Annotated in this window: 17 protein-coding genes and 1 tRNA gene; 13 read left to right on the top strand and 5 right to left on the bottom strand. The window is 72.3% G+C overall.

What is annotated here, in order from left to right:
- Positions 1–147: 147 nt before the first annotated feature.
- A complete protein-coding gene (locus ACFVT2_RS15675; RefSeq protein ID WP_390017479.1) occupies positions 148–1,194 on the bottom strand; it encodes a Gfo/Idh/MocA family protein in 1,047 nt (348 codons plus the stop codon).
- 173 nt (positions 1,195–1,367) lie between these two features.
- Positions 1,368–2,288, bottom strand: a complete 921-nt coding sequence (locus ACFVT2_RS15680) for a sugar phosphate isomerase/epimerase family protein (protein ID WP_390017347.1) — start codon at positions 2,286–2,288, stop codon at positions 1,368–1,370.
- A gap of 403 nt (positions 2,289–2,691) precedes the next feature.
- Between ACFVT2_RS15680 and iolC the strand changes: the two genes are divergently transcribed.
- From iolC to ACFVT2_RS15725, 9 genes are all read left to right on the top strand, one after another.
- A complete protein-coding gene (gene iolC / locus ACFVT2_RS15685; protein WP_390017349.1) occupies positions 2,692–3,684 on the top strand; it encodes a 5-dehydro-2-deoxygluconokinase in 993 nt (330 codons plus the stop codon).
- Between the two features lie 98 nt (positions 3,685–3,782).
- Positions 3,783–4,670, top strand: coding sequence for a deoxyribose-phosphate aldolase (locus ACFVT2_RS15690; RefSeq protein ID WP_390017352.1), 888 nt, complete (start codon positions 3,783–3,785; stop codon positions 4,668–4,670).
- A 137-nt stretch (positions 4,671–4,807) separates the two neighbouring features.
- Complete coding sequence (iolB, locus tag ACFVT2_RS15695) at positions 4,808–5,857, top strand: 5-deoxy-glucuronate isomerase (protein WP_390017355.1); 1,050 nt, start codon at positions 4,808–4,810, stop codon at positions 5,855–5,857.
- Positions 5,854–7,914 carry a 3D-(3,5/4)-trihydroxycyclohexane-1,2-dione acylhydrolase (decyclizing) gene (iolD, locus tag ACFVT2_RS15700; protein WP_390017358.1) on the top strand — a complete coding sequence of 687 codons (2,061 nt, stop codon included), beginning with the start codon at positions 5,854–5,856 and terminating at the stop codon, positions 7,912–7,914. Before iolB ends, iolD begins: the two co-directional genes overlap by 4 nt.
- Positions 7,915–7,950: 36 nt before the next feature.
- The gene (locus tag ACFVT2_RS15705; RefSeq protein WP_390017360.1) at positions 7,951–9,444 is read left to right on the top strand and encodes a CoA-acylating methylmalonate-semialdehyde dehydrogenase; all 1,494 of its coding nucleotides are present in this window, start codon (positions 7,951–7,953) and stop codon (positions 9,442–9,444) included.
- Between the two features lie 204 nt (positions 9,445–9,648).
- The gene (locus ACFVT2_RS15710) at positions 9,649–10,776 is read left to right on the top strand and encodes a hypothetical protein (RefSeq protein WP_390017362.1); all 1,128 of its coding nucleotides are present in this window, start codon (positions 9,649–9,651) and stop codon (positions 10,774–10,776) included.
- A 144-nt stretch (positions 10,777–10,920) separates the two neighbouring features.
- Positions 10,921–13,773 (top strand): alpha/beta fold hydrolase, encoded by a 2,853-nt coding sequence (locus ACFVT2_RS15715; protein WP_390017365.1) that lies wholly within the window; start codon positions 10,921–10,923, stop codon positions 13,771–13,773.
- A complete protein-coding gene (locus tag ACFVT2_RS15720) occupies positions 13,770–14,630 on the top strand; it encodes an ABC transporter permease (RefSeq protein WP_390017367.1) in 861 nt (286 codons plus the stop codon). Before ACFVT2_RS15715 ends, ACFVT2_RS15720 begins: the two co-directional genes overlap by 4 nt.
- A 129-nt stretch (positions 14,631–14,759) precedes the next feature.
- Positions 14,760–15,197, top strand: coding sequence for a hypothetical protein (locus ACFVT2_RS15725; RefSeq protein WP_390017370.1), 438 nt, complete (start codon positions 14,760–14,762; stop codon positions 15,195–15,197).
- A 71-nt stretch (positions 15,198–15,268) separates the two neighbouring features.
- Here ACFVT2_RS15725 and ACFVT2_RS15730 read toward each other — a convergent pair whose 3' ends face one another.
- Positions 15,269–16,288, bottom strand: coding sequence for an alpha/beta hydrolase (locus ACFVT2_RS15730; protein WP_390017372.1), 1,020 nt, complete (start codon positions 16,286–16,288; stop codon positions 15,269–15,271).
- A 447-nt stretch (positions 16,289–16,735) separates the two neighbouring features.
- On the opposite strand from ACFVT2_RS15730, the gene ACFVT2_RS15735 reads away from it, so the two are divergent.
- Positions 16,736–18,802, top strand: a complete 2,067-nt coding sequence (locus tag ACFVT2_RS15735; protein ID WP_390017375.1) for an FUSC family protein — start codon at positions 16,736–16,738, stop codon at positions 18,800–18,802.
- Between the two features lie 152 nt (positions 18,803–18,954).
- Positions 18,955–20,097, top strand: coding sequence for a rod shape-determining protein (locus ACFVT2_RS15740; protein WP_390017377.1), 1,143 nt, complete (start codon positions 18,955–18,957; stop codon positions 20,095–20,097).
- Between the two features lie 183 nt (positions 20,098–20,280).
- Here the strand turns inward: ACFVT2_RS15740 and ACFVT2_RS15745 are convergent, their stop codons facing one another.
- Positions 20,281–21,030, bottom strand: coding sequence for a TetR/AcrR family transcriptional regulator (locus ACFVT2_RS15745; RefSeq protein WP_390017380.1), 750 nt, complete (start codon positions 21,028–21,030; stop codon positions 20,281–20,283).
- Between the two features lie 263 nt (positions 21,031–21,293).
- On the opposite strand from ACFVT2_RS15745, the gene ACFVT2_RS15750 reads away from it, so the two are divergent.
- Positions 21,294–22,520, top strand: coding sequence for an FAD-dependent monooxygenase (locus ACFVT2_RS15750; RefSeq protein WP_390017482.1), 1,227 nt, complete (start codon positions 21,294–21,296; stop codon positions 22,518–22,520).
- 74 nt (positions 22,521–22,594) lie between these two features.
- Here ACFVT2_RS15750 and ACFVT2_RS15755 read toward each other — a convergent pair.
- Positions 22,595–22,670: transfer RNA gene (locus tag ACFVT2_RS15755), tRNA-Arg, on the bottom strand.
- Between the two features lie 312 nt (positions 22,671–22,982).
- On the opposite strand from ACFVT2_RS15755, the gene ACFVT2_RS15760 reads away from it, so the two are divergent.
- The gene (locus ACFVT2_RS15760; RefSeq protein ID WP_390017383.1) at positions 22,983–24,734 is read left to right on the top strand and encodes a dynamin family protein; all 1,752 of its coding nucleotides are present in this window, start codon (positions 22,983–22,985) and stop codon (positions 24,732–24,734) included.
- Positions 24,735–24,749 lie beyond the last annotated feature (15 nt).

Genomic DNA, 24,749 nt, shown 5'->3' on the forward strand with positions numbered 1-24,749 from the left:
GGCCGTGGGCAAGGGAAACGACCACGACCCAAGGCCGGTCGGACAACGCGCACCAGTCGCAAGGAATGCTCAACTACGGGTCTTCACCGCTTCATCGGAGCGCCAATTCGCTAATTCATCGATTCATCGATTCATCGATTCGCCAGTTCACCGATAGAGATCCGGCCGCTCGATCAACTCGACCACGACCCGATCCCCGGTTGCCTGTGCCAGGACGCCCGCCTCGCACACCGCGGCCGCCGCATAGCCGTCCCAGCAGCTGGGGCCCTCGACCTCGCCGCGTCGGGTGGCGTCCACCCAGCGCTGTACCTGCCGGTCGTACGCGTCCTCGAAACGTTCCACGAAGCCGGGGGGGATGGTGCCGCCCCACCGGCCCGCGGTGTTGACGAACACCCCGTGGTCGTCGCCGATCCGGGCGGTACCGCCCTCGCAGACCGCCTCGCAGCTGACCTGGTAGCCGAAGCCGCAGTTGACGAAGAGTTCGGTGTCCACGACCTGGCCGCCCGCCGTCTCGAACAGGATCAGCTGCGGGTCGCTCAGCCCCTCCGGCGCGTTGCCGGTGGGTGCCGGGCGGAGGACCCGTACGGCCGTGATCTCCTCGCCGAGCAGCCAGCGCGTCACGTCGATCTCGTGCACCACCGAGTCGTTGATCATCATCGCGTTGGTGAAGCCGGGTGGGGTGTCGGCGTTGCGGTGCTTGTTGTGCAGCAGGAGCGGACGGCCGTAAGTCTCTTCGTCGAGCAGGGACTTGAGGGAGCGGTAGCCGGCGTCGTAGCGGCGCATGAACCCCACCTGGACGCGGCGGTGGCCCAGCTTCTGCTCGGCTTCCAGGATCCGCAGCGCGGAGGCGGCGTCCGGGGTCAGCGGCTTCTCGCACAACACCGGCAGGTCGCGGGCGAAGGCGTCGAGCAGTGCCGCCTCATGGGCCGGGCCCGGTGAGGCGATCAGTACGGCGTCCACTCCGGGGTCGTCCATGGCGGCGGCCGGATCGGTGTAGGCGGTGGCGCCCTCGATGCCCTTGGCGAACCGCTCCGCCCGGTCGGAGTCGATGTCGGCCACTGCCGCGACCCTGGCCCCACTGATCACGTCGTTGATGCGCCGCACATGGTCGGCGCCCATGCGACCGGTCCCGATGACCGCAACGCCCAACGTCCCCCGCGTCTCCTTCGATCCCGCCACGCCCGCCACGCTCATCTCACCGATCTCGCTCATCTCACCCATCTCGCCCATGTCGTCCCTCGTCTCACCCATGTCGTCCCTCAAGCCCTTCGTCACGCTGACGCATGCTGTCGCTGACGCACGCCGTTCCTCCGTGCGCAGGCCCGCATGCCGTTCCTGGCACACGCCGCCCGTACACCGAGAATCACTCACGCCCCACAGGACCGCAGGAAGCGGCGCGTCCGCTGGGCGATCGGGAACGGCTGGTCGGGTGGGCACGGGTACATGTCCTGCTCGACGATGGCGAAGAGGTCGACGTTCAGTTCCTGGGCGGCTTCCAGGACGGGCGGCAGCGCCGGGACGCCCAGCGGCGGCTCGCACATCACGCCCTGTTGGACGGCCGGGCCGAACGGGGTGCCCTTGGCGACGACGTCGCTGAGGATGTCCGGGTCCACCTGCTTGAGGTGGAGGTACCCGATCCGCTCGCCGTAGGTGCGGATCAGCTTGACGCTGTCGCCGCCGCAGTAGGCGTAGTGGCCGGTGTCCAGGCAGAGGTTGACCAGGTCGGAGTCGGTGACGTCGAGGAAGCGCTCGACGTGCTCCTCGGTGTCGATGTGGGTGTCGGCGTGCGGGTGGACGACGATGTCCAGCCCGAACTCGTCGCGGACCCGCTTGCCCAGCCGCTCCATGCCGGTGGTCAGGTGCTTCCACTGCTCGACGGTCAGCTCGGGCGGCTCGATGATCTCGGCGGTCTTGTCGTCCCGCCAGAAGGAGGGGATGACGACGAGGTGCTGGGCGCCCATCGCCTGGGTGAGGGTGGCGACCTCGGTGACGTGCGCCCAGGTCTTGTCCCAGACGGACGGGCCGTGGTGCATCGAGGTGAAGATGGTGCCGGCCGAGACCTTGAGGCCGCGGCGGGTGGTCTCCTCGCGCAGGGCGGCGGGGTCGGTGGGCAGGTAGCCGTACGGGCCGAGTTCGATCCACTCGTAGCCGGCTTCGGCGACCTCGTCCAGGAAGCGCTGCCAGGGGACTTGCTGCGCGTCGTCGGGGAACCAGACGCCCCAGGAGTCCGGGGCGGAACCGATGCGGAGGCGGTCCAGAACGGGCGAGGCGGCACGGGGTACGGACATGCTGCGGCTCTCCTCTCGCCGGTCGGCGGTGACCGGGAGGCGCTGGGGTGGGTTGTGGGCACAGCCTCTCTGCCGCCCTGGGGAGTGTCAAGACTTCGTCCTGACATAAGGACTTAATGACTTGGAGGAGGGAGGGGAGGGCGGAGAGGGGCGGGGGGAGGGGTGAGGGAGGGGGGATTGGTGGGCGGGATTGGTGGCTGAGGTGGAGTGGGTGACGTCATAATGTAAGGACAAAGTGTTGACAGGGTTTGGGTGCGCCCGTTAGACCTTTGGTCGGAGCTGGAGCCGGCGGGGAGAGCCGGTTCCGATCGACCGACCCGCCGTGCCGGCCTCCCCCAGGCTTTCGACTTCGCTTGAGCCGGGGGAGTCCCACCGTCGCGCCGGGCGACCCGAAGGGGCGTCTATGACCGAGCCGTACGACCTGATCACCATGGGGCGCATCGGGGTGGACATCTACCCGTTGCAGACCGGGGTGTCGCTCGCCCAGGTGGAGACGTTCGGGAAGTTCGTCGGTGGGTCCGCCACCAATGTGGCGGTGGCGGCCGCCCGACTGGGCCGCCGCACCGCCGTCATCACCCGCACCGGGCGGGACCCGTTCGGGGAGTACCTCCACCAGGCGCTGCGCGACTTCGGTGTCGATGACCGTTGGGTGACCCCGGTGGCGGGCCTCCCCACACCGGTGACGTTCTGCGAGATCTTCCCGCCGGACGATTTCCCGCTCTACTTCTACCGCCGCCCCAAGGCCCCCGACCTGGTCATTCACCCCGAGGAACTGGACCTGGAGGCCATCTCCGCGGCCCGGATCTTCTGGGTCACCGGCACCGGACTGTGCGAGGAGCCGAGCCGCGGCGCCACTTTGGCCGCACTGGAAGCCCGTGACCGTAAGGGCGCCACGGTCTTCGACCTGGACTGGCGGCCGATGTTCTGGGGCGGGGAGGGCGGCGCCTCCGGGGACGGCGGGGCGACCGGTGCGGCCGCGATGGCCTCCGCGCGGCCGTACTACGAGGCCGCGCTGAAGCATGCGACGGTCGCGGTCGGGAACGTCGACGAGGCCGAGGTCGCCACCGGCCTGCGGGACCCGAAAGCCTGCGCCGAGGCGCTGCTCGACATGGGCGTGGAACTGGCCGTCATCAAACAGGGGCCGAAGGGTGTCCTCGCCGTCCACCGGGACGGGCGCTCCGCCGAGGTGCCGCCCACCCCCGTCGAGGTGGTCAACGGGCTCGGCGCCGGGGACGCGTTCGGCGGGTCGTTGTGCCACGGGCTGTTGGCCGGCCGGGAGTTGGCGCCGATGATGCGTTACGCCAATGCCGCCGGGGCGATCGTCGCCTCCCGGCTGGCGTGTTCGTCCGCGATGCCGACGGCCGACGAGGTCGAGGAGTTCCTCGCGGGGCGCTGACCGGACTCCTCGTGGGCCCGCCCCGCTTCCGCCGCACCCCATGCCCGCTCCCGCCCCAAGCCCGCCCCACTCGTGCCCTCAAGAAGGTGAGTTGAGCCTTGACTCCTCGGATCAGTGACCTCCCGGCGCTACGGGCCCGGCATCCCGAAGCCGTCGCGGAGGCCGCCGCCCGCCGCACCCGTCGCCCGCTGCTCGGCGACAGCGGCCGGCTGATGATCGTCGCCGCCGACCATCCGGCCCGCGGCGCGCTCGCCGTCGGTGACCGCCAACTGGCCATGGCAAACCGCCTGGACCTGCTCGAACGGCTGGTCCTGGCGCTGTCCCGGCCCGGTGTCGACGGAGTACTGGCCACCGCCGACATCCTGGAGGACCTGCTGCTGCTCGGCGCCCTCGAAGGCAAGGTCGTCATGGGCTCCATGAACCGCGGCGGGATCGCGGGCGCCGCCTTCGAGATGGACGACCGGTTCACCGGCCACCGCCCCCAGGACATCGCCCGACTCCGCTTCGACGCGGGCAAGCTGCTGCTGCGCATCGATTACGACGACCCCGGTTCGCTGACCACCCTGGAGGCCACCGCCCGCGCCATCGACGCGATGGCGGAACGCGGACTCCCCACGTTCGTCGAACCGTTCCTCTCCCGGCGGATAGACGGCGTGGTCCGCAACGACCTCAGCCCGGACGCCGTCACCCGTTCCGTCGCCATCGCCTCCGGGCTCGGCGGTACGTCCGCCTACACCTGGTTGAAGCTCCCGGTCACCGACGACCCCGACGCGATGGCCCGGGTCTGCGAGACCTCCACCCTGCCCGTCGTCCTCCTCGGTGGCGACGTCGGCGGGACGGTGCACGAGCAGGAAGCCGCCTACGAGAAATGGCGCAAGGCACTCCGGCTGCCGACCGTGCACGGCCTGGTCGTCGGCCGCTCGCTCCTCTATCCGGCGGACGGCGATGTGGCGGCCGCGGTCGACACCGCCGTGGGGCTGCTCTAGAGCCCGTCCGGTGGATCAGGGCCGGACGGTCGGACGGGCCCTGACGCCGGGGCGATGCCGTCGGGGCGAACGGTCCGATCCCGGCGCCACGCCGCCGGAGAACCTCACTGTCAGTGGCGAGTAGGAGACTTGCAGTCATGAGCGCCGAGTTCGCAGATACCCACACCTCCCGCGGGCACGACACACCGCACGACGGGATCGACGAGTCCGCCACCGAGCCCGCCACCGTTAGCCCCACGTCCAACTCCACCTCCACCTCCGCCCCCACCCCCACCTCCGCCCCCACCCCCACCTCTTCCTTCCACCTCACGGCGGGCCGTGCCGCCGACGGTCCGTACGCCCTCGACGTCTCGCCGGAGAAGGCCGGCTGGGGCTACTCCTCCCTGCGGATCCTCGACCTGTCGCCGGGCGGCGACCACTCCTTCGCGACCGGCGACAGCGAATGGATCGTGCTGCCGCTCTCCGGCGGCTGCACGGTCCGGACCGACGGCCCCGGAGGCGGGACGTTCGAACTGACCGGTCGGGAGAGCGTGTTCAGCGGAGTGACGGACTTCGCGTACGTGCCGCGGGACGCGCAGGTCCGGATCGCCAGTCCGGGCGGCGGGCGGTTCGCGCTCACCGGGGCGCGCTGCGAGCGCCGGCTGCCCGCCCGTTATGGCGCCGCGTCCGACGTGCCCGTGGAGCTGCGCGGCACCGGCACCTGCTCGCGGCAGGTCAACAACTTCGGTGCGGCCGGCGTGTTCGACTGCGACCGGCTGATCGCGGTGGAAGTGCTCACCCCCGGTGGCAACTGGTCGTCGTATCCGCCGCACAAGCACGACGAGTGCCGTCCCGGGGAGGAGTCCGAGCTCGAAGAGATCTACTACTTCGAGATCGCGGCCGCCCACGGGACGGCGGGGCTGGGCTATCAGCGGGTGACGCCCTCCGGGCACGGGCGCGGTACGGACGTCCTCGCCGAGGTCCGTACGGGGGACGCGGTGCTGATCCCGGACGGGTGGCACGGCCCGTCCATCGCCGCCCCCGGGCACGACATGTACTACCTCAACGTCATGGCGGGGCCGGGCGAGCAGCGCCAGTGGCTGATCTGCGACCACCCCGACCACGGCTGGATCCGCACGACCTGGCCGCAGCAGCCGGTCGATCCCCGACTCCCTCTGTACGAAGCACCGGCAGGAGATCCGCGATGACCGCGCCGACCAACGAGCCGCCGACCAACGACTCGAAGAGCAACGACTCGAAGACCAACGACCCGACGAGCAATGCGACGGACGCCTCCCCGAGCATCCCCGCGCACGCCCCCGCGCACGCCCCCACGAGCGACGCGACGGACGCCGCGGCCGGTACCCGTCGGCTGACCGTGGCGCAGGCCCTGGTGGAGTTCCTCGCCCACCAGTACACCGAGCGGGACGGCCGCCGACACCGCCTGATCACCGCCTGCTGGGGCATCTTCGGGCACGGCAACGTCGCCGGTATCGGGCAGGCGCTGCTGGAGTCCGGCGGCGCGGCGTCCCGCGGGGCGGCGGACGGGCCGCCGAAGCTCCCGTACTTCCAGGGGCGCAACGAACAGGCCATGGTGCACGCCGCGGTGGGCTACGCCCGCCAGTGCGACCGGCTCTCCGCGCAGGCCGTGACCACCTCCATCGGGCCGGGGGCCACCAACCTCGTCACGGGCGCCGCGCTCGCCACCGTGAACCGCCTCCCGGTGCTGCTGCTGCCCGGCGACGTGTTCGCCACCCGGCCCGCCGATCCGGTCCTCCAGCAGCTCGAAGTGCCGTCCGCCGGCGATGTGTCGGTCAATGACGCGCTGCGCCCCGTCTCCCGCTATTTCGACCGGGTCACCCGGCCCGAGGCGCTGATTCCGGCCGCCCTCCAGGCGATGCGGGTGCTCGCCGACCCGGTCGAGACCGGCGCCGTCACCCTCGCGCTGCCGCAGGACGTGCAGGCCGAGGCGTACGACTGGCCGGTGGAGTTCTTCGCCGACCGGGTGTGGCGGGTGCCCCGGCCCGCGCCCGACGCCGATGCCCTGGCGGACGCGGTACGGGCCGTCCGGGCGGCCCGCCGGCCGCTGATCGTCGCGGGCGGCGGCGTCCACCACAGCGAGGCCGAGGAGGCGCTGCGGGCCTTCGCCGAGGCCACCGGCATCCCGGTCGCCGCCACCCAGGCGGGCAAGGGGGCGCTGCGCTACGACCACCCGGCGGACGTCGGCGGCATCGGCCACACCGGCACCGCCACCGCCGACGGGCTGGCCCGGCGGGCCGACCTGGTGATCGGCGTCGGCACCCGCTACACCGACTTCACCACCGCCTCCGCCACCCTCTTCGCCGAGCCCGGCGTCCGCTTCGTCAACCTCAACATCGCCGCCTTCGACTCCCACAAGCTCGGCGCCCTCGCCCTGGTCGCCGACGCCCGCGCCGGACTCGACGCGCTCCGCGAGGCCCTCACCGGCCACCGCGTGGACGCCGCCTACGAGGCGGAGTACGCCGCGGCCAAAGCGGACTGGGAGCGGCGGGTGGACGCCGCGTACGAGGCCGCCGACCCCTCCGCGCAGCCGTCGCAGACCCAGGTCCTCGGGGCGCTGGACGCGCTCGTCGACGGATCCGACATCGTCCTCAACGCCGCCGGTTCCCTCCCCGGTGACCTGCACAAACTCTGGCGCGCCCGGTCCCGCCGGCAGTACCACCTCGAATACGGCTACTCCTGTATGGGCTATGAGATCCCGGCCGCGATCGGGGTCCGGATGGCCGCTCCCGACCGCCCGGTGTGGGCGCTCGTCGGCGACGGTACATACCTGATGAACCCCACAGAAATCGTCACCGCGGTCCAGGAGGGCATCAACATCACCCTCGTCCTTATCCAGAACCACGGCTATGCCTCCATCGGCGGCCTCTCCCAGGAGACCGGCGGCGAGCGCTTCGGCACCGACTACCGCTTCCGCGCCGCGGACGGCACGTACACCGGCGAGCCGCTGCCCGTCGATCTCGCCGCCAACGCCGCCTCACTGGGGATGCGGGTGCTGCGCGCCAAGACGGTCGCCGAGCTGCGCACCGCGCTCGCCGAGGCGCGTGACGCAAAAGCGCCCACATGTGTCTACGTGGAGACCAAAACGACTGACACTGTGCCGGGCGCGCCGCCGGCCCAGGCCTGGTGGGATGTACCCGTTGCCGAGACCGCGACGCGTCCGGCGGCGGTCGCCGCCCGCAAGGCGTACGACGAGCACGCCGCCGCCCGCCGCCGCCACCTCTGACATCCGCTCTGCCGCACTGTACGAAAGGCCCCTCGCATGAAGACCATCAACCACTGGATCGGCGGGAAGCCCGTCGAGGGCGTCTCCGGCAACTTCGGGCCGGTCTACAACCCGGCCACCGGCGCCCAGGAGAAGCAGGTCGCCTTCGCCTCGGTCGAGGAGGTCGACGCCGCGGTCCGCGCCGCCAAGGACGCGTACCGCAGCTGGGGCACCAGCTCGCTGGCCAAGCGCACCTCGGTGCTCTTCGCGTACCGCGCGCTGGTGGACGCGCACCGCGACGAGCTGGCCCGGCTGATCACCGCCGAGCACGGCAAGGTGCACTCGGACGCGCTCGGCGAGGTCGCCCGCGGCCTGGAGATCGTCGAGCTGGCCTGCGGCATCCCGGAGAAGCTCAAGGGCGAGCTGTCCACCCAGGTGTCGACGCGGGTGGACGTGGCCTCGATCCGCCAGTCGCTGGGCGTGGTCGCCGGCATCACGCCGTTCAACTTCCCCGCGATGGTCCCGATGTGGATGTTCCCGATCGCCATCGCCTGCGGCAACACCTTCATCCTGAAGCCGAGCGAGAAGGTGCCCAGCGCCGCGTTCAAGCTGGCCGAGCTGGCCGCCGAGGCGGGCCTGCCCGACGGCGTGCTGAACATCGTCAACGGCGACAAGGTGGCCGTCGACGCGCTCCTCACGCACCCGGACGTCGCCGCCGTCTCCTTCGTGGGCTCCACCCCCATCGCCCGGTACATCCACACCACCGGCACCGCCAACGGCAAGCGCGTCCAGGCGCTGGGCGGCGCCAAGAACCACATGCTGGTCCTCCCGGACGCCGACCTCGACCTGGCCGCCGACTCCGCGATCAACGCCGCGTACGGTTCGGCCGGTGAGCGCTGCATGGCGATCTCCGTGGTCGTCGCCGTCGGTGACACCGCCGACCCGCTGATCGGCAAGATCAAGGAGCGCGCCGACAAGCTGCGCATCGGCCCCGGCGACGACCCGGCCTCCGAGATGGGTCCGCTGATCACCAAGGCCCACCGCGACAAGGTCGCCTCGTACGTCACCGGTGCCGCCGCCCAGGGAGCCGACGTCGTCATCGACGGCACCGGCTACACCGTCGAGGGCCACGAGGACGGCCACTGGATCGGCGTCTCGCTGCTCGACAACGTCACGCCGGAGATGGACGCCTACCGCGACGAGATCTTCGGCCCGGTGCTCTCGGTCGTCCGCGTCGAGACCTACGAGCAGGCCATCGAGCTGATGAACTCCTCGCCGTGGGGCAACGGCACCGCGATCTTCACCCGGGACGGCGGTGCGGCCCGCCGCTTCCAGCTGGAGGTCGAGGCCGGCATGGTCGGCGTGAACGTGCCGATCCCGGTCCCGGTGGGCTACCACTCCTTCGGCGGTTGGAAGGACTCGCTCTTCGGCGACCACCACATCTACGGCAACGACGGCGTGCACTTCTACACCCGCGGCAAGGTCGTCACCACCCGCTGGCCCGACCCTGCCGACGGCGGCATCAACCTGGGCTTCCCGAGCAACCACTGAGCGACGCCCAGGATCCCGGCCGGCGGGGCGCCCCCCTCACGGGCGCTTCCGCCCGGACTCCCTGCCGGACCCCCGCCGGCAGGGAGTCCGCATACCCGCGGCAACGGGCCGCCGCCCGAGGGAGACCCCGCGGACGGGCGTTGCTACGGTGCTCCTCGCGCCGCCGGAGGCCGGCGGCGCGGCACCAACACAACGGGGGATGAGATGGCACAAGGCATGGCGCTGGCCAAGGGCGCGCGGATCACGGGGGGCATCCTCTGTCTGCTGTTCTTCTCGTGGACGGCGTACTGGCTCGTCGTCGACATCGGCGCGTTCGGCGTGGCCGACCTCTTCGGCAGCTGGGCCGGTAGCCGACGGCCGGGCGTCAACGCGGTCACCAACCCCGTCCAACTGGGCTTCTGCCTGCTCCAACTGGCCGCCGCCATCGCCGCGTTCGCGGGCCGTCGCTCGGCCGGCGGGCTGCTGGCCGTGGCCACCACCGTCACCTTCGCCACCGCCCTCCAGGCCCTGATCAGCGTCGGCAACCACACCAGCGACGACCGCTGGTTCAGCAGTGCCGAGACCGGCACCGCCACCTTCGACGGGGTCTTCCTCAGCGCCCTGCCGCTGTTCCTGCTGACCCTGGTCGCCGGCGTCGTGCTGCTCGCCGGGATGCGTTCCTGGCCGCGCCCGGCACCCAGCGAGCCGCCGGCCCGCCCGGGCAAGGCCGCCGGCGTGATCGGTGGTCTGGTGCTCGGCGCGATGGCGCTGTGCTACGTCGTCTACCAGGTCTACATGCTGGTGCAGGGCGGCACCGGGTACGTCACCACGTTCTACCTGGGCAAGGGCGTGCTGACCTCGCTGCTGTCGCTCGCCCCCGGCTGGTACGCGGTGGTGTTCCTGCTGCTGACCGCGATCGCCGGCCTCAACTCCCTGACCCGCGGCTGCGCGGCCCGCGGTCTCTCCCTCGGCCTGGCCATCGCCCTGCTGCCCAACGCCCTGCTGACGATCGCCTGGTTCTTCGGCTCCGGCGATCTCGCCGAGATGAGCAAGCAGATGCCGGGCCTGAGCGTCATCATCTGCGCCCAAGTGGCGCTGGATCTGCTCGGTTCGCTGGTGCTGGTCGCGCTGATGGTCCGCGGCGAACCGGTCGCGCCCGCCTGGCAGCCGCCGTCCCCGGCACTGGCCTTCGCCGCACCCGGCTTTGTACCGGGTCCCGCGGGCCCGCCGCCGGCCGGCTGGCAGCAGCCCGGCCCGCCGCCGATGCCCCCGGTCGGCGGCCCGCCCATGCCGCCCGGCGTTCCGCAGCCGCCGCAGCCCCCGCAGGGCGGTTTCGGCCCGCCGCAGTACTGACCGCGGCGACACCGGCGGGGTAGCCCTCGCCGGGCCCGTACCACGGACGCGGTACGGGCCCGGCGGGGGCTACTGCGCCGGGAGGGCGCGCAGTTCCGCCCCCGGGACGGGCCGCCCGCCCGGACCGCTCCCTAGGATTCAGCTATGGATCTCCGACTGCGCGGGCGCCGGCTCTACGCCACCGTGGGCGCGCTGGCCCTCCTCATAGGAGGCGGCACCTGGGCGGCCGCCGCCGCGGACACCCCGCCCACCGTGCACCGCGAGGACCACGTCCTGACGATGCCCGAGACGCCCGGCGGCACCCGGACGGTGCGGATCGACACCTCCTTCTTCACCGCGGGGGGCGACACCGGCGGCCGCCGGCCCGCGGTCCTCCTCGGCCACGGCTTCGGCGGCAGCAAGACCGACGTCCGTACCGAGGCCGAGCAACTGGCCCGGGACGGCTATGCGGTGCTGACCTGGTCGGCGCGCGGTTTCGGCAGGTCCACCGGCAAGATCGGACTGAACGACCCGGACGCCGAGGTCGCCGACGTCAGCCGGCTGATCGACTGGCTCGCCAAGCGCCCCGAGGTGCGGCTCGACAAGCCCGGCGACCCGCGCGTGGGCATCGCCGGCGCCTCGTACGGCGGCGCCATCGCCCTGCTGGCCGCCGGCCACGATCCGCGGGTGGACGCCATCGCCCCGCAGATCACCTACTGGAACCTCGCCGACGCCCTCTTCCCCAACGGGGTGTTCAAGAAGCTGTGGGCCGGGATCTTCTTCACCACCGGCACGGCAGGTTCCCCCACCGGCACGGCAGGTTCCCCCACCGGCACGGCGGGTTCTCCCACCGGCACCTCGGGCACCGCCACCGCCGCGCCCACCACCCCGTCCACCCCCGCCACTTCGCCCGGCTCATCCGGCTCATCCGGCTCATCCGACCCGTCCGTCTCCGCCGGCGGCTGCGGGCGTTTCCAGCCCGCGCTCTGCGCGATGTACGAACGGGTCGCGGTCAGCGGAACACCGGACGCCGCGGCCCGCCGGCTCCTGGAGGCCCGCAGCCCCTCCGCCGTCGCCGACCGCATCAAGGTGCCCACCCTCCTCATGCAGGGCCAGACCGACTCGCTGTTCCCCCTCGACCAGGCCGACGCCACGGCCCGGGCCCTCCGCCACAACGGCGCACCCGTCGCCGTCGACTGGATCGCCGGCGGACACGACGGCGGCGACCGGGAGACCACCCGGCTCACCGCACGCACCACAGCCTGGTTCGACCGCTACCTCAAGGGCGACCAACACGCCGCCACCGGGCCCGCGTTCCGGGTCAGCCGCACCGGAGGAGTGGACTCCACCGCCGGCACCGTACGGCTCCGCGGCGCGAGCGCCGACCGCTACCCGGGCCTGGACCACGACCCGCGCCCCGTTCCGCTGACCGGCCGGGAACAGCGCTTCGCCAACCCCGCCGGCGCCGCCCCACCCGCGATCTCCGCCGTCCCCGGAGTCGGCGCCCTCGGCAACCTCTCCGCCCTCGGCGCCGGCGGCCTCTCCCTCGACTTCCCCGGCCAGTACGCCCACTTCGACTCCGCCCCGCTGCGCACCTCCGTCCACCTCACCGGCAGCCCCACCACCACCGTGCGGATCCGGTCCAGCTCCCCCGACGCGGTGTTCTTCGCCAAGCTCTACGACGTCGCCCCGGACGGCCGGCGCCAACTGCTGCCGTCCCAACTGGTCACTCCATACCGCGTCGAAGGGGCCCGGGACGGCCGGACCGTGCGGCTCCACCTGCCCACCGTCGACCACGACTTCGCCGCCGGCCACCGGCTGCGCCTGGTGCTCGCCGCCACCGACCTGGGCTACGCCACCCCGGCCGCGCCCGCCACCTACACCGTCTCCCTGGCCGGCGGCACCCCCACCCACGCCCCGGCGACCACCGGGACCCTCGACGTGCCCACCGCGCCCGAGGTGCGCAGCGCCGCCGCCCCGCTGCCCGCCTGGACCTGGACGCTGCCCGCGGCCGCCGCGGTGGTGGCCGCGCTGCTGCTGCTCACCGCCCGCCGCAGGACCGCGGCGCCCGCCCCCGACCCGGCCCTGGCCGACGTCCCGCTGAAGATCACCGACCTGAGCAAGCGCTACGCCAAGTCCACCGACCGGTACGCCGTCCGGGACCTGACCTTCCGCGTCGAACGCGGCCAGGTATTGGGCCTGTTGGGGCCCAACGGCGCCGGAAAAACCACCACCCTGCGGATGCTGATGGGCCTGATCCGCCCGGACGGCGGCGAGGTCCGGGTGTTCGGCCAGGCCATCCGGCCGGGCGCGCCGGTGCTGTCGCGGGTCGGCGCGTTCGTCGAGGGCGCCGGCTTCCTGCCGCACCTGTCCGGCCGGGCCAACCTCGACCTGTACTGGCAGGCGACCGGCCGCCCCGCCGCCGACGCACACACCGAGGAGGCGCTGGAGATCGCCGGACTGGGCGACGCCCTGGAGCGCGCGGTCCGCACCTACTCGCAGGGCATGCGGCAACGCCTCGCCCTCGCCCAGGCCATGCTCGGCCTGCCGGACCTGCTGATCCTCGACGAGCCGACCAACGGCCTGGACCCGCCGCAGATCCGCGAGATGCGCGAGGTGATGATCCGCTACGCCGCGGCCGGACGCACCGTCATCGTCTCCAGCCACCTGCTGTCCGAGGTCGAGCAGAGCTGCACCCACCTGGTCGTCATGGACCGCGGCCGGCTCGTCCAGGCCGGCCCGGTCGGCGACATCGTGGGCTCCGGCGACACCGTGCTGATCGACGTCGGCGCCGCCGCGCCGCTCCCCGACGCACTGGTGGAGAAGGTCGGCGCGCTGCCCGGCGTGGCCTTCGCGGCCCGCGCCGACGAGGGCCTGCTGATCCGGCTCACCGCCCCCGACGGCACCCCGCAGCTGCTGGCCGAACTGCTCCGGCTGGAAGTCCCGGTGCACCGCGTCGGCCCGCACCGCCGCCTGGAGGACGCCTTCCTCACCCTGATCCAAGGAGACGGACGATGACCGCCACCACCCCGGCGGCGGCGCCCGGCTACCGCGCCCGGCGCACCCTGCCGCTGCGCGTCGAGGCCCGCCGCCAACTCCTACGGCGCCGCACCCTGGTGATCGCCGCGATCCTGACGCTGCTGCCGTTCGTCCTCGTCGCGGCGTTCGCGATCGGCGGCGACCCCGGCACCCGCAACACCGGCCGGATCAGCCTGATGGCCACCGCCACCGCCTCCGGCGGCAACTTCGCCGCCACCGCACTGTTCGTCTCCGCCGGCTTCCTGCTGGTGGTGCCGGTCGCGCTGTTCTGCGGGGACACCGTCGCCTCCGAGGCCAGCTGGTCCTCGCTGCGCTACCTGCTCGCCGCGCCGGTGCCGCGGGCCCGGCTGCTGCTGAGCAAACTCACCGTGGGGTTGGTGTTCAGCGCCGCCGCGATGCTGCTGCTGCCGCTGGTCGCCCTGGCAGTGGGCACCGCCGCGTACGGCTGGGGTCCGCTCCAGCTGCCCACCGGCGGCGCGCTCGCCCCGGGCGACGCGGTGCTGCGGCTGGCCGTGGTGACCGGCTACGTCTTCGTCGGCCAACTGGTCACCGCGGCGCTGGCGTTCTGGCTGTCCACGGTGACCGACGCACCGCTGGGCGCGGTCGGCGGCGCCGTCGGGCTGACCATCGTCGGCAACGTCCTCGACCAGGTCACCGCGCTCGGCGACTGGCGCGCGGTGCTGCCCGCCCACTGGCAGTACGCATGGGCGGACGCGCTCCAACCCCAGACGGAGTGGTCCGGGATGCTCCAGGGCGCCTCGGTCTCGGTGTCCTACGCGCTGGTGCTCACCGCACTCGCCTTCCGCGGCTTCGCCCGCAAGGACGTGGTGTCGTAAGGGGGCCGGGCACGGGGACGCACACCGTTCTGCGAACGACTGTCCCCTTTGCCCGGCCCGCCCCGGACGGCAACCTTCCGCCGGAAACGCGTGTCTACGCAGTCACACGCCTGAAGGTGAGGACCTGCCATGTCCCGTACCGCACCGCGTCCCGTCACCGCCCTCGCCGCCTGTGCCGCGGCCCTCGCCCTGACCCTCGCCGCCACCGGACCCGCCGCCGCCACCGTCCGCAGCGACCCGGGCGGCCGCCACACCGCCGCCGAGATCCACCACTTCCTGACCGGCTTCTACGGCCAGCACGGCCCCACCCCCTACCGGCGCAGCCACCAGGTCTCCGCCCACCTCAAGGACCGCGCCGCCCACACCGACGGCTACGACCTGCTGCTCTGCGCCCAGAACACCCCGCGGTCGATCACCATCGGCAAGGTCACCACCGCCCAGTCCGCGGGCGTCGGCTGGGCCACCGTCACCACCCACTGGGACGGCGGCACCCGCCGCGCCTTCACCGCCTACGTCGGCCTGGACTCCCACCCGGTCACCCTCCAGGACGTCGACTGCGCGCCGTGACCCCCGCACACGACGAGGGCGGCCGCCACGGACCGGTGTCCGTCGCGACCGCCCTTCGGTCCGCCCCGCGCTCAGCCGGTCGGACCCTGCATGTGGGCGCTGACCCACTCCATCGTGCCCATGCCCATGCCCTGGACGTAGGTGGCGCCGCTGTGCGTGCCGTCCGGCACGACCTGCAGCCGCGTCTTCACCGGCCCGTGGCCGTATTGGGCGATGAACTTCCGCACCTTCGGCAGCACGGTGTTCTCCTTGGAACCGTCCTGGAAGGCGAGGTAGACGTCCGGCCCGCCGCGGGCGATCAACTGGTGCGCCAGCACCTCGGGGTTGTTCTCCCGCATCGCCGAGAGGTGCCCCCGCCACAGCGGCGAATCGGGCACGATGTCCGGCCCGTTGGGGATCGCCACCTTGAAGTCCTTCGGGTTCTGCAGCACGTTCTTCAGCGCCGAGAAACCACCCGAGGAGGAGCCCATGATGCACCACGCGTTGCGGGTCTTCAGGGTGCGGAAGTTCTCCCGGACCAGGTCCGGGACGTCCTTGCTCAGCCACGTCCCGATCTTCGGCTGACCGGGGATGTCACTGCCGTCGTAGTACTGCTTGTCATTGGGGTTGAGCACCGGCATCACGACGATGAACGGCAGGCTCTTACCGGCCTTCGACCAGGTGGCGAGGGACTCCTCCAGCTTGAGGTCGGAGCCGATCCAGTAGTTGACCGGGTAGCCGTAGGCGCCGGGCAGCGCCTCCATGACCGGGAAGCCCTTGTTCGCGTTCTTCTTCTCGTAGTACTCCGGCGGCGCCCAGACCCACACCTTCCCCGTGAAGCCGGACTTCTTCCCGTGGTAGGTGGTCAGGGCTATTGGAGTGTTCTCGCCGGCCCCGCCGACCTTGCTGGTCTCCTGGAAGCTGATCGGGTGAGTGGGCATCTGCACCAGCGAGTTCTTGCTGGTCGGCGCGGTCTGCATGGCGGCACCCGTCCGGGGGCCACTGAACCGTACGGGGGTGGCCTCGGAGTCGCTCGTGCCGCAGCCTGCCGTGGCTCCGAGGACGGTCAGGGCGATCAACGCGATCACCGGTTTGACAAGGGATTTGCGCACGGGACCTTCTCCTTGGCGAACGGGCCGGGAGTTGTCCCGACCGGCCAGCAAGAGGGGACGGGGCGGGGACAGGTTTCCCTCCCGGGGTGTCTGGTTGCTCGCACCGCTCCGGGCCGAAACTCCTTACACCGCTCTGACCTGTGGTGTTTACGCTCAGCGGAGATCCGGTTTACCGTCATTTTCCTGGTGAGGGCGCACCGCTGAGCCCGGATTGCCCTCCGCGCGCCCCTCCCCACCACCGCGGGCACCCGCACGCGCCCTGGCGCCCTTCCCTCCCACGATGGCCCCGCCACCCGCTCTCCGCGCCCCCGCGCGCCCCCCTTCCGCACCCCCGCGAAGGCATCCGGGCAGCCCTCCCGCACCCTCCCCCGGCTACCGCCGGGAGGTACCCCCACCCCGACACCCCGATACCCCGTCACCCCAGCTACCGGCCCGTATCCTCTCGCTATGACCTGGTCGCGAGCGCTCAAGGAAGCCGCCCGCTCGGGGCTGACCGTCGAACGGGCCAAACTCACCCCGCTGATCGCGATCCGCGGCACCGCCGGCGTGGCCGTCGTCATCGGCCTGTGCCTGTGGCAGGGCAGCCCCGCCCTGGCCGTCTCCTCCGCCTTCGGCGCCTTCTCCTCCGGTATCGCCACCTTCCAGCGCAGCATGCGGCCCCGCCCGGTCCTGGCCCTGGCCGTCGCCGGCGCCCTGGCGGTCTCCACCTTCCTCGGCTACCTGGCCGCCGCCCACCTCGTCGCCTTCGTCCTGCTGCTCACCGGCTGGACCTTCCTGGCGGGCCTGGCCTGGGCGATCGGCCCGGTCTCCGGCCTCATCGGCACCCAGACCGTGGCGATCATGCTGATCACCGTCACGCTCCCGACGTCCGTCCTGGGCGCCCTGCAACACGCCGCACTGATCGCCTTCGGCGGCCTCGTCCAGGCCACCCTCATCGTCCTGTTCCCGGTACGCCCCTGGGGCATCCAGCGCGACGCCCTGGCCGACGCCCTGGCCGCCGAGGCCGACTACGCCCGACGACTACGGCACGACCCGGTCGCCCCCTTCGACCCCGCGCCCCTGATGGACGCCCGGCTCGCCTCCGCCGTCACCCCCCGCCAGGCCAGGCGCCGCCCCGTCCAACTGCACGGCCCCCGCGGTCTCGCCGAACGCGTCCGCCCGGTCCTCGCCTCACTGGCCGACCCGGTCGTCGGTGCCCCCCTGGAAGGACCCGAACGCGACCGTGCCCGCGAACTGCTGGGCGCCGCCGCCACCGTCCTGGACGCCGTCGCGCACGCCGTACGGCACGACAAGCCGGTCCGGCTGCCACCGGAGGCGATGGCCGCCCTCGAAGTCCCGGCCACCGGCCCGATGCTCAGCGGCCCCGCCCGCCGCGCCGCCTACCGCCTGATCTCCCTGCTCGCCGACGCCGTCGAACTCACCGACGAACCCGTCGAGGCCACCCGCCCCACCACCGCGGCCGAACGCGGCCACCTGCTGCGCCCCAGCGTCCCCAAGCTCGTCCCGGTCGCCCTCCGCGCCCTGCACCGCGAGGCCCGCTGGTCCTCCCACATCTTCCGACACGCCCTCCGCGTCGCCGCGGTCGCCGCCGCCGGCTACCTGCTCGCCACCGCCCTCCGGTTCGGCCACGGCTACTGGGCGCCGCTCGCCTCCGTCATGGTGATGCGCCCCGACTTCGCCCAGACCTACTCCCGCGGCGTCGCCCGCTTCGCCGGCACCCTGGTCGGCGTCACCATCGCCGGCGCCCTGATGGCCCTGGCCCATCCCGACGCCTACATCAGCGCCGGCCTCGCCCTGGTCTGCGTCTTCCTGATGTACCTGCTGATGCGCACCGGCTTCTCGGTCACCTCGGCCTGCATCGCCGGCTACGTCGTCTTCCTGCTCGGCATCGTCGGCGCCGGCTGGGAACAGACCGTCCAGGAACGCGTCGTGCTCACCCTCATCGGCGGCGTCCTGGCGATGCTGTCCTACGCGCTGTTCCCCGCCTGGGAGACGCCCCGGCTCCGCGACCGCCTCGCCGACTGGCTCACCGCCAACGGCCGTTACGCATGCGCCGTCCTCGACGGCTACGCCCGGCCCGCCGAGCGCCGCCCCCGACAGGTCCGCGAGGCCCTGCTGGACGCCCGCGCGGCCCGCGCCGCCTGGGAAGTGAGCGAGGCCCGCGCCGAGAAGGAGCCGGTCCGCCACCGCGGCCTCTCGCTCCACGCGGCGCACGCCGCCAGCACCACGCTCGCCACGATGGGCCGGGTCACGATGATCCTGGAGGCCCACCTGCCCGACAAGGACGCCGAACCCGCGCCCGGCGCCGCCGCGTTCACCGCCGCCCTCCGCCCCGCCCTGGACCGCGCGGCCCGGGCCGTCCGCGACGGCGCCCCCCTGGACTGGAGCGAATCGCACGCCGTCTGGGAACGCTGGAACGCCGAGGGCGAGCACGCGGGCGTCGCCGTCCGCGCCTCCGAACTCCTCCTGGACGCCCTCGACGACCTCACCGAGGCGCTGCCCCCCGACCCCTGACCTTGCCGCCTCTTTACCCCGCGGGCCGCCCCCGCAGGAACCATTCCGCACCCCCAGTAGTCTAGATAATTGCCCGCAATTACCGTCATTGGTAGGTCAATGACGCTCTCTGCGGCGCAATGTCCTCCCGAGAGAGAGCAAACGAACTCCCCATGGCGTCCAGCACTTCGTCCGGTACGTACGACATAGGCATCGACCTCGGCACCGCCAACACCCTCGTCTACGCCCGCGGCAAAGGCGTGGTGCTGAACGAGCCGTCCGTGGTCGCCGTCAACGCCGCCGGCGACGTCATCGCCGTCGGCTCGGAGGCCAAACGCACCATCGGCCGCACGCCCTCCGGGATCACCGCGATGCGCCCCCTCCGGGAAGGCGTCATCGCCGACTTCGACGCCGCCGAACAGATGCTGCGCGCCCTGATGAAGAAGGCCCTGCCCAGCCGCCGCTTCTCCCGCCCCCGGGTCGTCATCTGCGTCCCCTCCGGCATCACCGGGGTCGAACGACGCGCCGTCATCGACTCCGCGCGGGGCGCCGGCGCCCGCGAGGTGCACCTGATCGAAGAGCCGATGGCCGCCGCGATCGGCGCGGGCCTCCCGGTGGCCGAACCGGTCGGCTGCATGGTCGTCGACATCGGCGGCGGCACCACCGAGGTCGCCGTCGTCTCCATGGGCGGCCTGGTCACCGCCCACTCCGTACGGGTCGCCGGGGACGCGATGGACGCCGCCATCTCCACGTACATCAAGAAGGAACACGGCCTGGCCATCGGCGAACGCACCGCAGAAGAAATCAAGATCGCCATCGGCTCGGCCGCCTGGACCCCCGAGGACACCACCGCCCTGGCCGCCCTCCCCACTCCCACCGCGGGAACCGGAGCGGAAACCGAAGCCGACCCCGAGGCGCCCCCGTCCTCCCCCTACTCCTTCACCGTCCGCGGCCGTGACCACCTCAGCGGCCTCCCCCGCCTCCAGGAAATCACCGCCGAAGAAATCCGTACCGCCCTCACCGAACCCGTCGAGGCCATCGTCCGAGCCGTCCACCGCACCCTCGACGAATGCCCCCCGGAGCTCTCCGGCGACATCATCGAACGCGGCATCGCCCTCACCGGCGGCGGCGCCCTGCTCCGCGGCCTGGACCGGCGCCTCCGTCAGGAGATGGGCGTCCCGGTCATGGTCGCCGACGCCCCCCTGGACTGCGTCGTCAACGGCACCGCCAAGTGCGTCGACGAATTCGCCACCCTGCACGGCCTCCTGACGGGTGCGAAGGAGCAGCCCCGCAAGTCGGTACGACTGGGTATGTAGCGGCGGCGCCCGTGGGGCTTCCCCTGCCTTGCGGCTCGCCCGCCCCGAGGCAGGGGGCCGGGGCGGTTCCGGGTGCCCGCTCGGTGGGGGACACCCATCCACCACCAGGGCCCGACGGAAGACGCACGCCACCGAAACCGCACTGGCCGCCCGACCGACAACCGCACCGCCCGACCGACAACCTCACCCCCGCCCGACGTACGCCTCCAGCCCGTCCAGGATCCGCTCCAGCCCGAACTCCCGGGCCTGATCCCGGGACGCGCCCCCCGCGGTGTCCGCCACCGCCGCCGCCACCGCCGGAAACCGCTCGGACCGCCCGACGAGCAGCTCGTTCAGCGCGGCACTCATCACCGCCTCCGGCTCCTTCGCCCGAGCGCTGCCCACGCCCATGGACGCCGACACCTGCGCGATGGCCCGGATGTGCCCGCTCACCACCACCACGGCATCCAACTGCTCACCGCCCGTCAGCCCGGTGTTCGCGAGCGCCGCCAACGCCCGCTCCGTCCAGCCGAGTTCATTGGGGCCCATGACCCGCGACCCGATGATGGCGCTCAACAGCCACGGGTGCCGGTCGAAGACCGCCGCGAGCCGCTCCGCCCACTCCCGCAACGCGCCACGCCAGTCGTCGGCCGCGGTGCCCGCCGGCTCCGGCGGTTCCCCCATCGCCATGTCGATCATCAGCGCGACCAGCTCCGACTTGCCGGGCACGTACCGGTACAGGGACATCTTCGTGAAGTCCAGCTCCGCCGCGACCCGCTGCATGGAGACCGCGCCCAGCCCGCCCGTGTCGGCGAGCCCGATGGCCGTCTGCGTGATCCGTTCCAGGCTCAGCGCCGGCTTGGGGCCACGGCTCGGCCGCCCGCGCCCGCCCCACAACAGCTCGACGCTGCCCGCCTGATCCCCGAACACACTGCTCTTCTCGTCTCCAGCCACCCCCGCATCCTAAAACTGTGTCCACGAGTATACATATCCGTGTCCACCGGATACAGTTATTTCGTCACCACGCCACACCGACACAGGGGGAGCGTCCAATGACGCACGAATCAACGACGACACCAGCCGCGACGGCCGCCACCGCCACGACTGCCGCGCCGGCCACCACCGCCGCGACGGTCGCGCCGGCCACGACGGCCATGCCTCCGACCAGGGAAGAAGGCGCGCCCGCCGCGCCGCCCGCGTCCGCCCGGCCCCGCACGGTGCTGATCTCCGGTGCCAGCATCGCCGGCCCGGCCCTCGCCTACTGGCTCGCTCGCTACGGCTTCCGCCCCACCGTCGTCGAGGTGGCGCCGGCTCTCCGCGGCGGCGGCTTCGCGGTCGACTTCCGCGGTGCGGCGCATCTGGAGGTGCTCCAGCGGATGGGCGTCCTCGACAAGATCAGACAGCGCCGCACCGCCGGCAGCCCCATGACCTTCATCGACGCCCAGGGGGAGCAAGTGGCCGCCATGCCCCCCGAGTTCGCGGGCGGCGACGTGGAAATCCTCCGCTCAGAACTCTCCCGCATCCTCTACGACCACACCCGCCCACCCCACGCCCCTTCCGCCGAATACCTCTTCGGCGACTCCCCCACCTCCCTCACCGAATCCGCCGACGGAGTCCACGTCACCTTCGAGCACGCCGAGCCCCGCACCTTCGACCTGGTCATCGGCGCCGACGGCCTGCACTCCACCGTGCGCCGGCTCGCCTTCGGCCCCGAAGACCAATTCGTCAGCCACCTCGGCTATTACGTCGCCGGCTGGGACCTCCCGATAACGGCCGCCCCGGACCTCGCGGCCCGCGCCGTCGGCTACAACGAACCCGGCCGGTTGGCGACGGTCGGCCGTGTCCCCCGCCGGGCCGACGACCCCACCTACGGAGGCGAGACCTTCTGCGTCTTCGCGTCCGAGCGGCTGAGCCACGACCGCCGTGACCCGCAGGCCCAGAGAAAGGCCCTCACCCAGGCGTACGAGGGCGCCGGCTGGCGCACCACGGAACTGATCGGAACGGTCTGGGACGCCGACGACCTCTACTTCGACTCCATCAGTCGCGTCGACATACCGACTTGGTCGACGGGCCGGATAGCACTCCTCGGCGACGCCGCCTACGGCGCCACCGTCGGCGGCATGGGCACCGGCTCGGCGATCGTCGGCGCCTACGTCCTCGCCGGTGAGCTGGCCACCGCGGCCGGCGACCACCGCCAAGCCTTCACCCGCTACGAGGAAAAACTGCGACCGTACGTCACGCGCTGCCAGGAAGGCGGCCGCGGCGCCGGTGAATTCCTGGCCCCCCTCACCCAAGAAGCGCTAACCGCCCGCAACGCCGCCCTCAACGACCCGGCCACCCTCACCGCCATCCTCCAAGAGGGCCACGAAATCTCGGCCGACATATCCCTCGACGACTACCCGTCCCTACTCAACACCCCCACCAAGGGAAACCCCCACCCCTAACCGAACCGCCCCCCGCCCCCAGGCAGCCCACCACCCACCCAACAAAAAGACCCTCCCAACGGGAGGGTCTGGCCTGGCGCCCCCGGCAGGACTCGAACCTGCGGCCAAGTGCTTAGAAGGCACCTGCTCTATCCACTGAGCTACGGGGGCCGGATGGTGGGCGTGGATCACGAACCGCGGACCAGGATAGAGGTCCGGGTGGCTCGTCCCGGTTGCTTCACCTCCGTGGCACGTTGTGGAGGTTCGGTGAAGCGATCCCGATAATCGCAGGCAGGTACGAATCCTGCACGGCTTTTGCCGTCTCGCGCGGCGGGTGTTGTGCACTCGTTATGCCTGCGTCTGAGATGTTACGAAAATCCCATATCTCACCTATCGCGTTCCGTGGAGATTCTCGCGGCGCACACAAGGGGTTATACGCTTCAAAAACCTAACGAAATTGGGCATTCTGCACATGTGGCGACCTTGGACGTAGGACCCCGGCTGATCGACGCACTGTCCGTTCTGCGTGACCGCGTCGACGCCGCACGATTTCCCCTACCGCTCGGGGGCGCCGACCGCGCCCGGCGCAACCGGGCCGAGCTGCTCTCCCAGCTGGACGACTATGTGATGCCCCGCCTGCGCGCCCCTAAGGCTCCACTTCTCGCGGTCATCGGAGGTTCCACGGGGGCGGGCAAGTCCACCCTGGTCAATTCGCTGGTGGGGCGGCGCGTCTCGGAGGCCGGGGTGCTGCGGCCCACGACGCGTACGCCGGTGCTGGTCTGCCACCCCGACGATCACCGCTGGTTCGCCGGACAGCGGGTGCTCCCGGGGCTCACCCGGGTGTGGGTGCCGGAGCAGGACGGTGGCGAGGCAAGCGAGCGCAACGAAGGAGAGGAGAAGGGGCTCGGCGGTGGGCACGGTCGGGCCGCCGGTGAGCCGGGGACGCCGACGGTGCGGATCGAGACGGACGCCGCGCTGCCCAGCGGGCTGGCGTTGCTGGACGCCCCGGACATCGACTCACTGGTGGCCGGCAACCGCGAACTGGCCGCCGAGTTGATCTGCGCGGCCGACGTCTGGGTTCTGGTCACCACGGCGGCCCGGTACGCCGACGCCGTGCCCTGGCATCTGCTGCGCACCGCCAAGGAGTACGACGTCACGCTGGTCACCGTGCTGGACCGGGTACCGCACCAGATCGCCGCCGAGATCTCCGCGCGGTACGCGGAGCTCCTACAGCGGGCCGGGCTCGGACACGTACCCCGGTTCACCATTCCCGAGCTGCCCGAGTCCGCGGGCGGGGGCCGCGGACTGTTGCCCGCGACGGCGGTCGCCGGTCTGCGGGAGTGGCTGGAACGGCACGCCCAGGACCCCGTTGCCCGTAGTGCCGCCGCGGACCGGACCGCTTCCGGGGTGATCGCCTCGCTGCGCAGCCGGCTGCCCGCGCTGGCCGGGGCCGCCGCCGCCCAGCACGCCGCGGCGCTACGGCTGGCCGGCCGGGCCGAGGAGGCGTACGAGGAGGCAGCGGAGCGGGTGCGGCGCGAGGTCGCGGCCGGTGAAGTGCTGGCCGGCGACGCCCGCGCCCACTGGCACGCGCACGGGCTCGGCGGTCGTGCCGACGAACTGCTGGACGCGCTGGCCCAAGGGCTCACCGCGCTGCTGGTCTGCGCCGTCGAGGAGGCCGACGAGCGGGCCGCGGGCGCCTGGCGGCGGGACCCCGCGGCGGCCGAGGCGGCGCTGACCGCCATGGACGGGGCCGCGGGAGCCGCCGGGCGGATCGGCGTGATCGTCCGAAGGTGGCGGCGCTGTCTGGAGGAACTGGCCGAGGAGGAGACCCGGGAGGCGCGCGGCGGCCAGGCCGGTGAACGGGGCGACCCGGTCGACGCCGAGGAACCGGCGGCCCTGCTGGCCACCGCGCTGCTGGGCGGGCGCCGGGCCCGTACGGCGGGGGAGAACCTCGCCGACCTGTTGGGGGCACAGAGCGCGCTGCGGCTGTGTGACCAGGGTGCCCAACTGCTGACCACGTATCTGGCGCACGCCCTCGACGGTGAACGGGAGCGCCGATTGGCCCCCCTGGACCGTCTGACGGTGCCGCCGGACCAGCAGGCCGAACTGATCGCCGCGGTGTCCGTGGTGCAGCGCGAGCAGCACCGGACGCGGTCGGTGGACGAGCGGGAGACGGAGCGGGAACGCGAATGCCCGGTGGCGGACCGCTGCGGGAGAGAGACGGTGACGCGGTGACGGAGTCCGGGGAGC

The sequence above is a fragment of the Streptomyces sp. NPDC058000 genome (assembly GCF_042886435.1).
Lineage (GTDB): Bacteria > Actinomycetota > Actinomycetes > Streptomycetales > Streptomycetaceae > Streptomyces.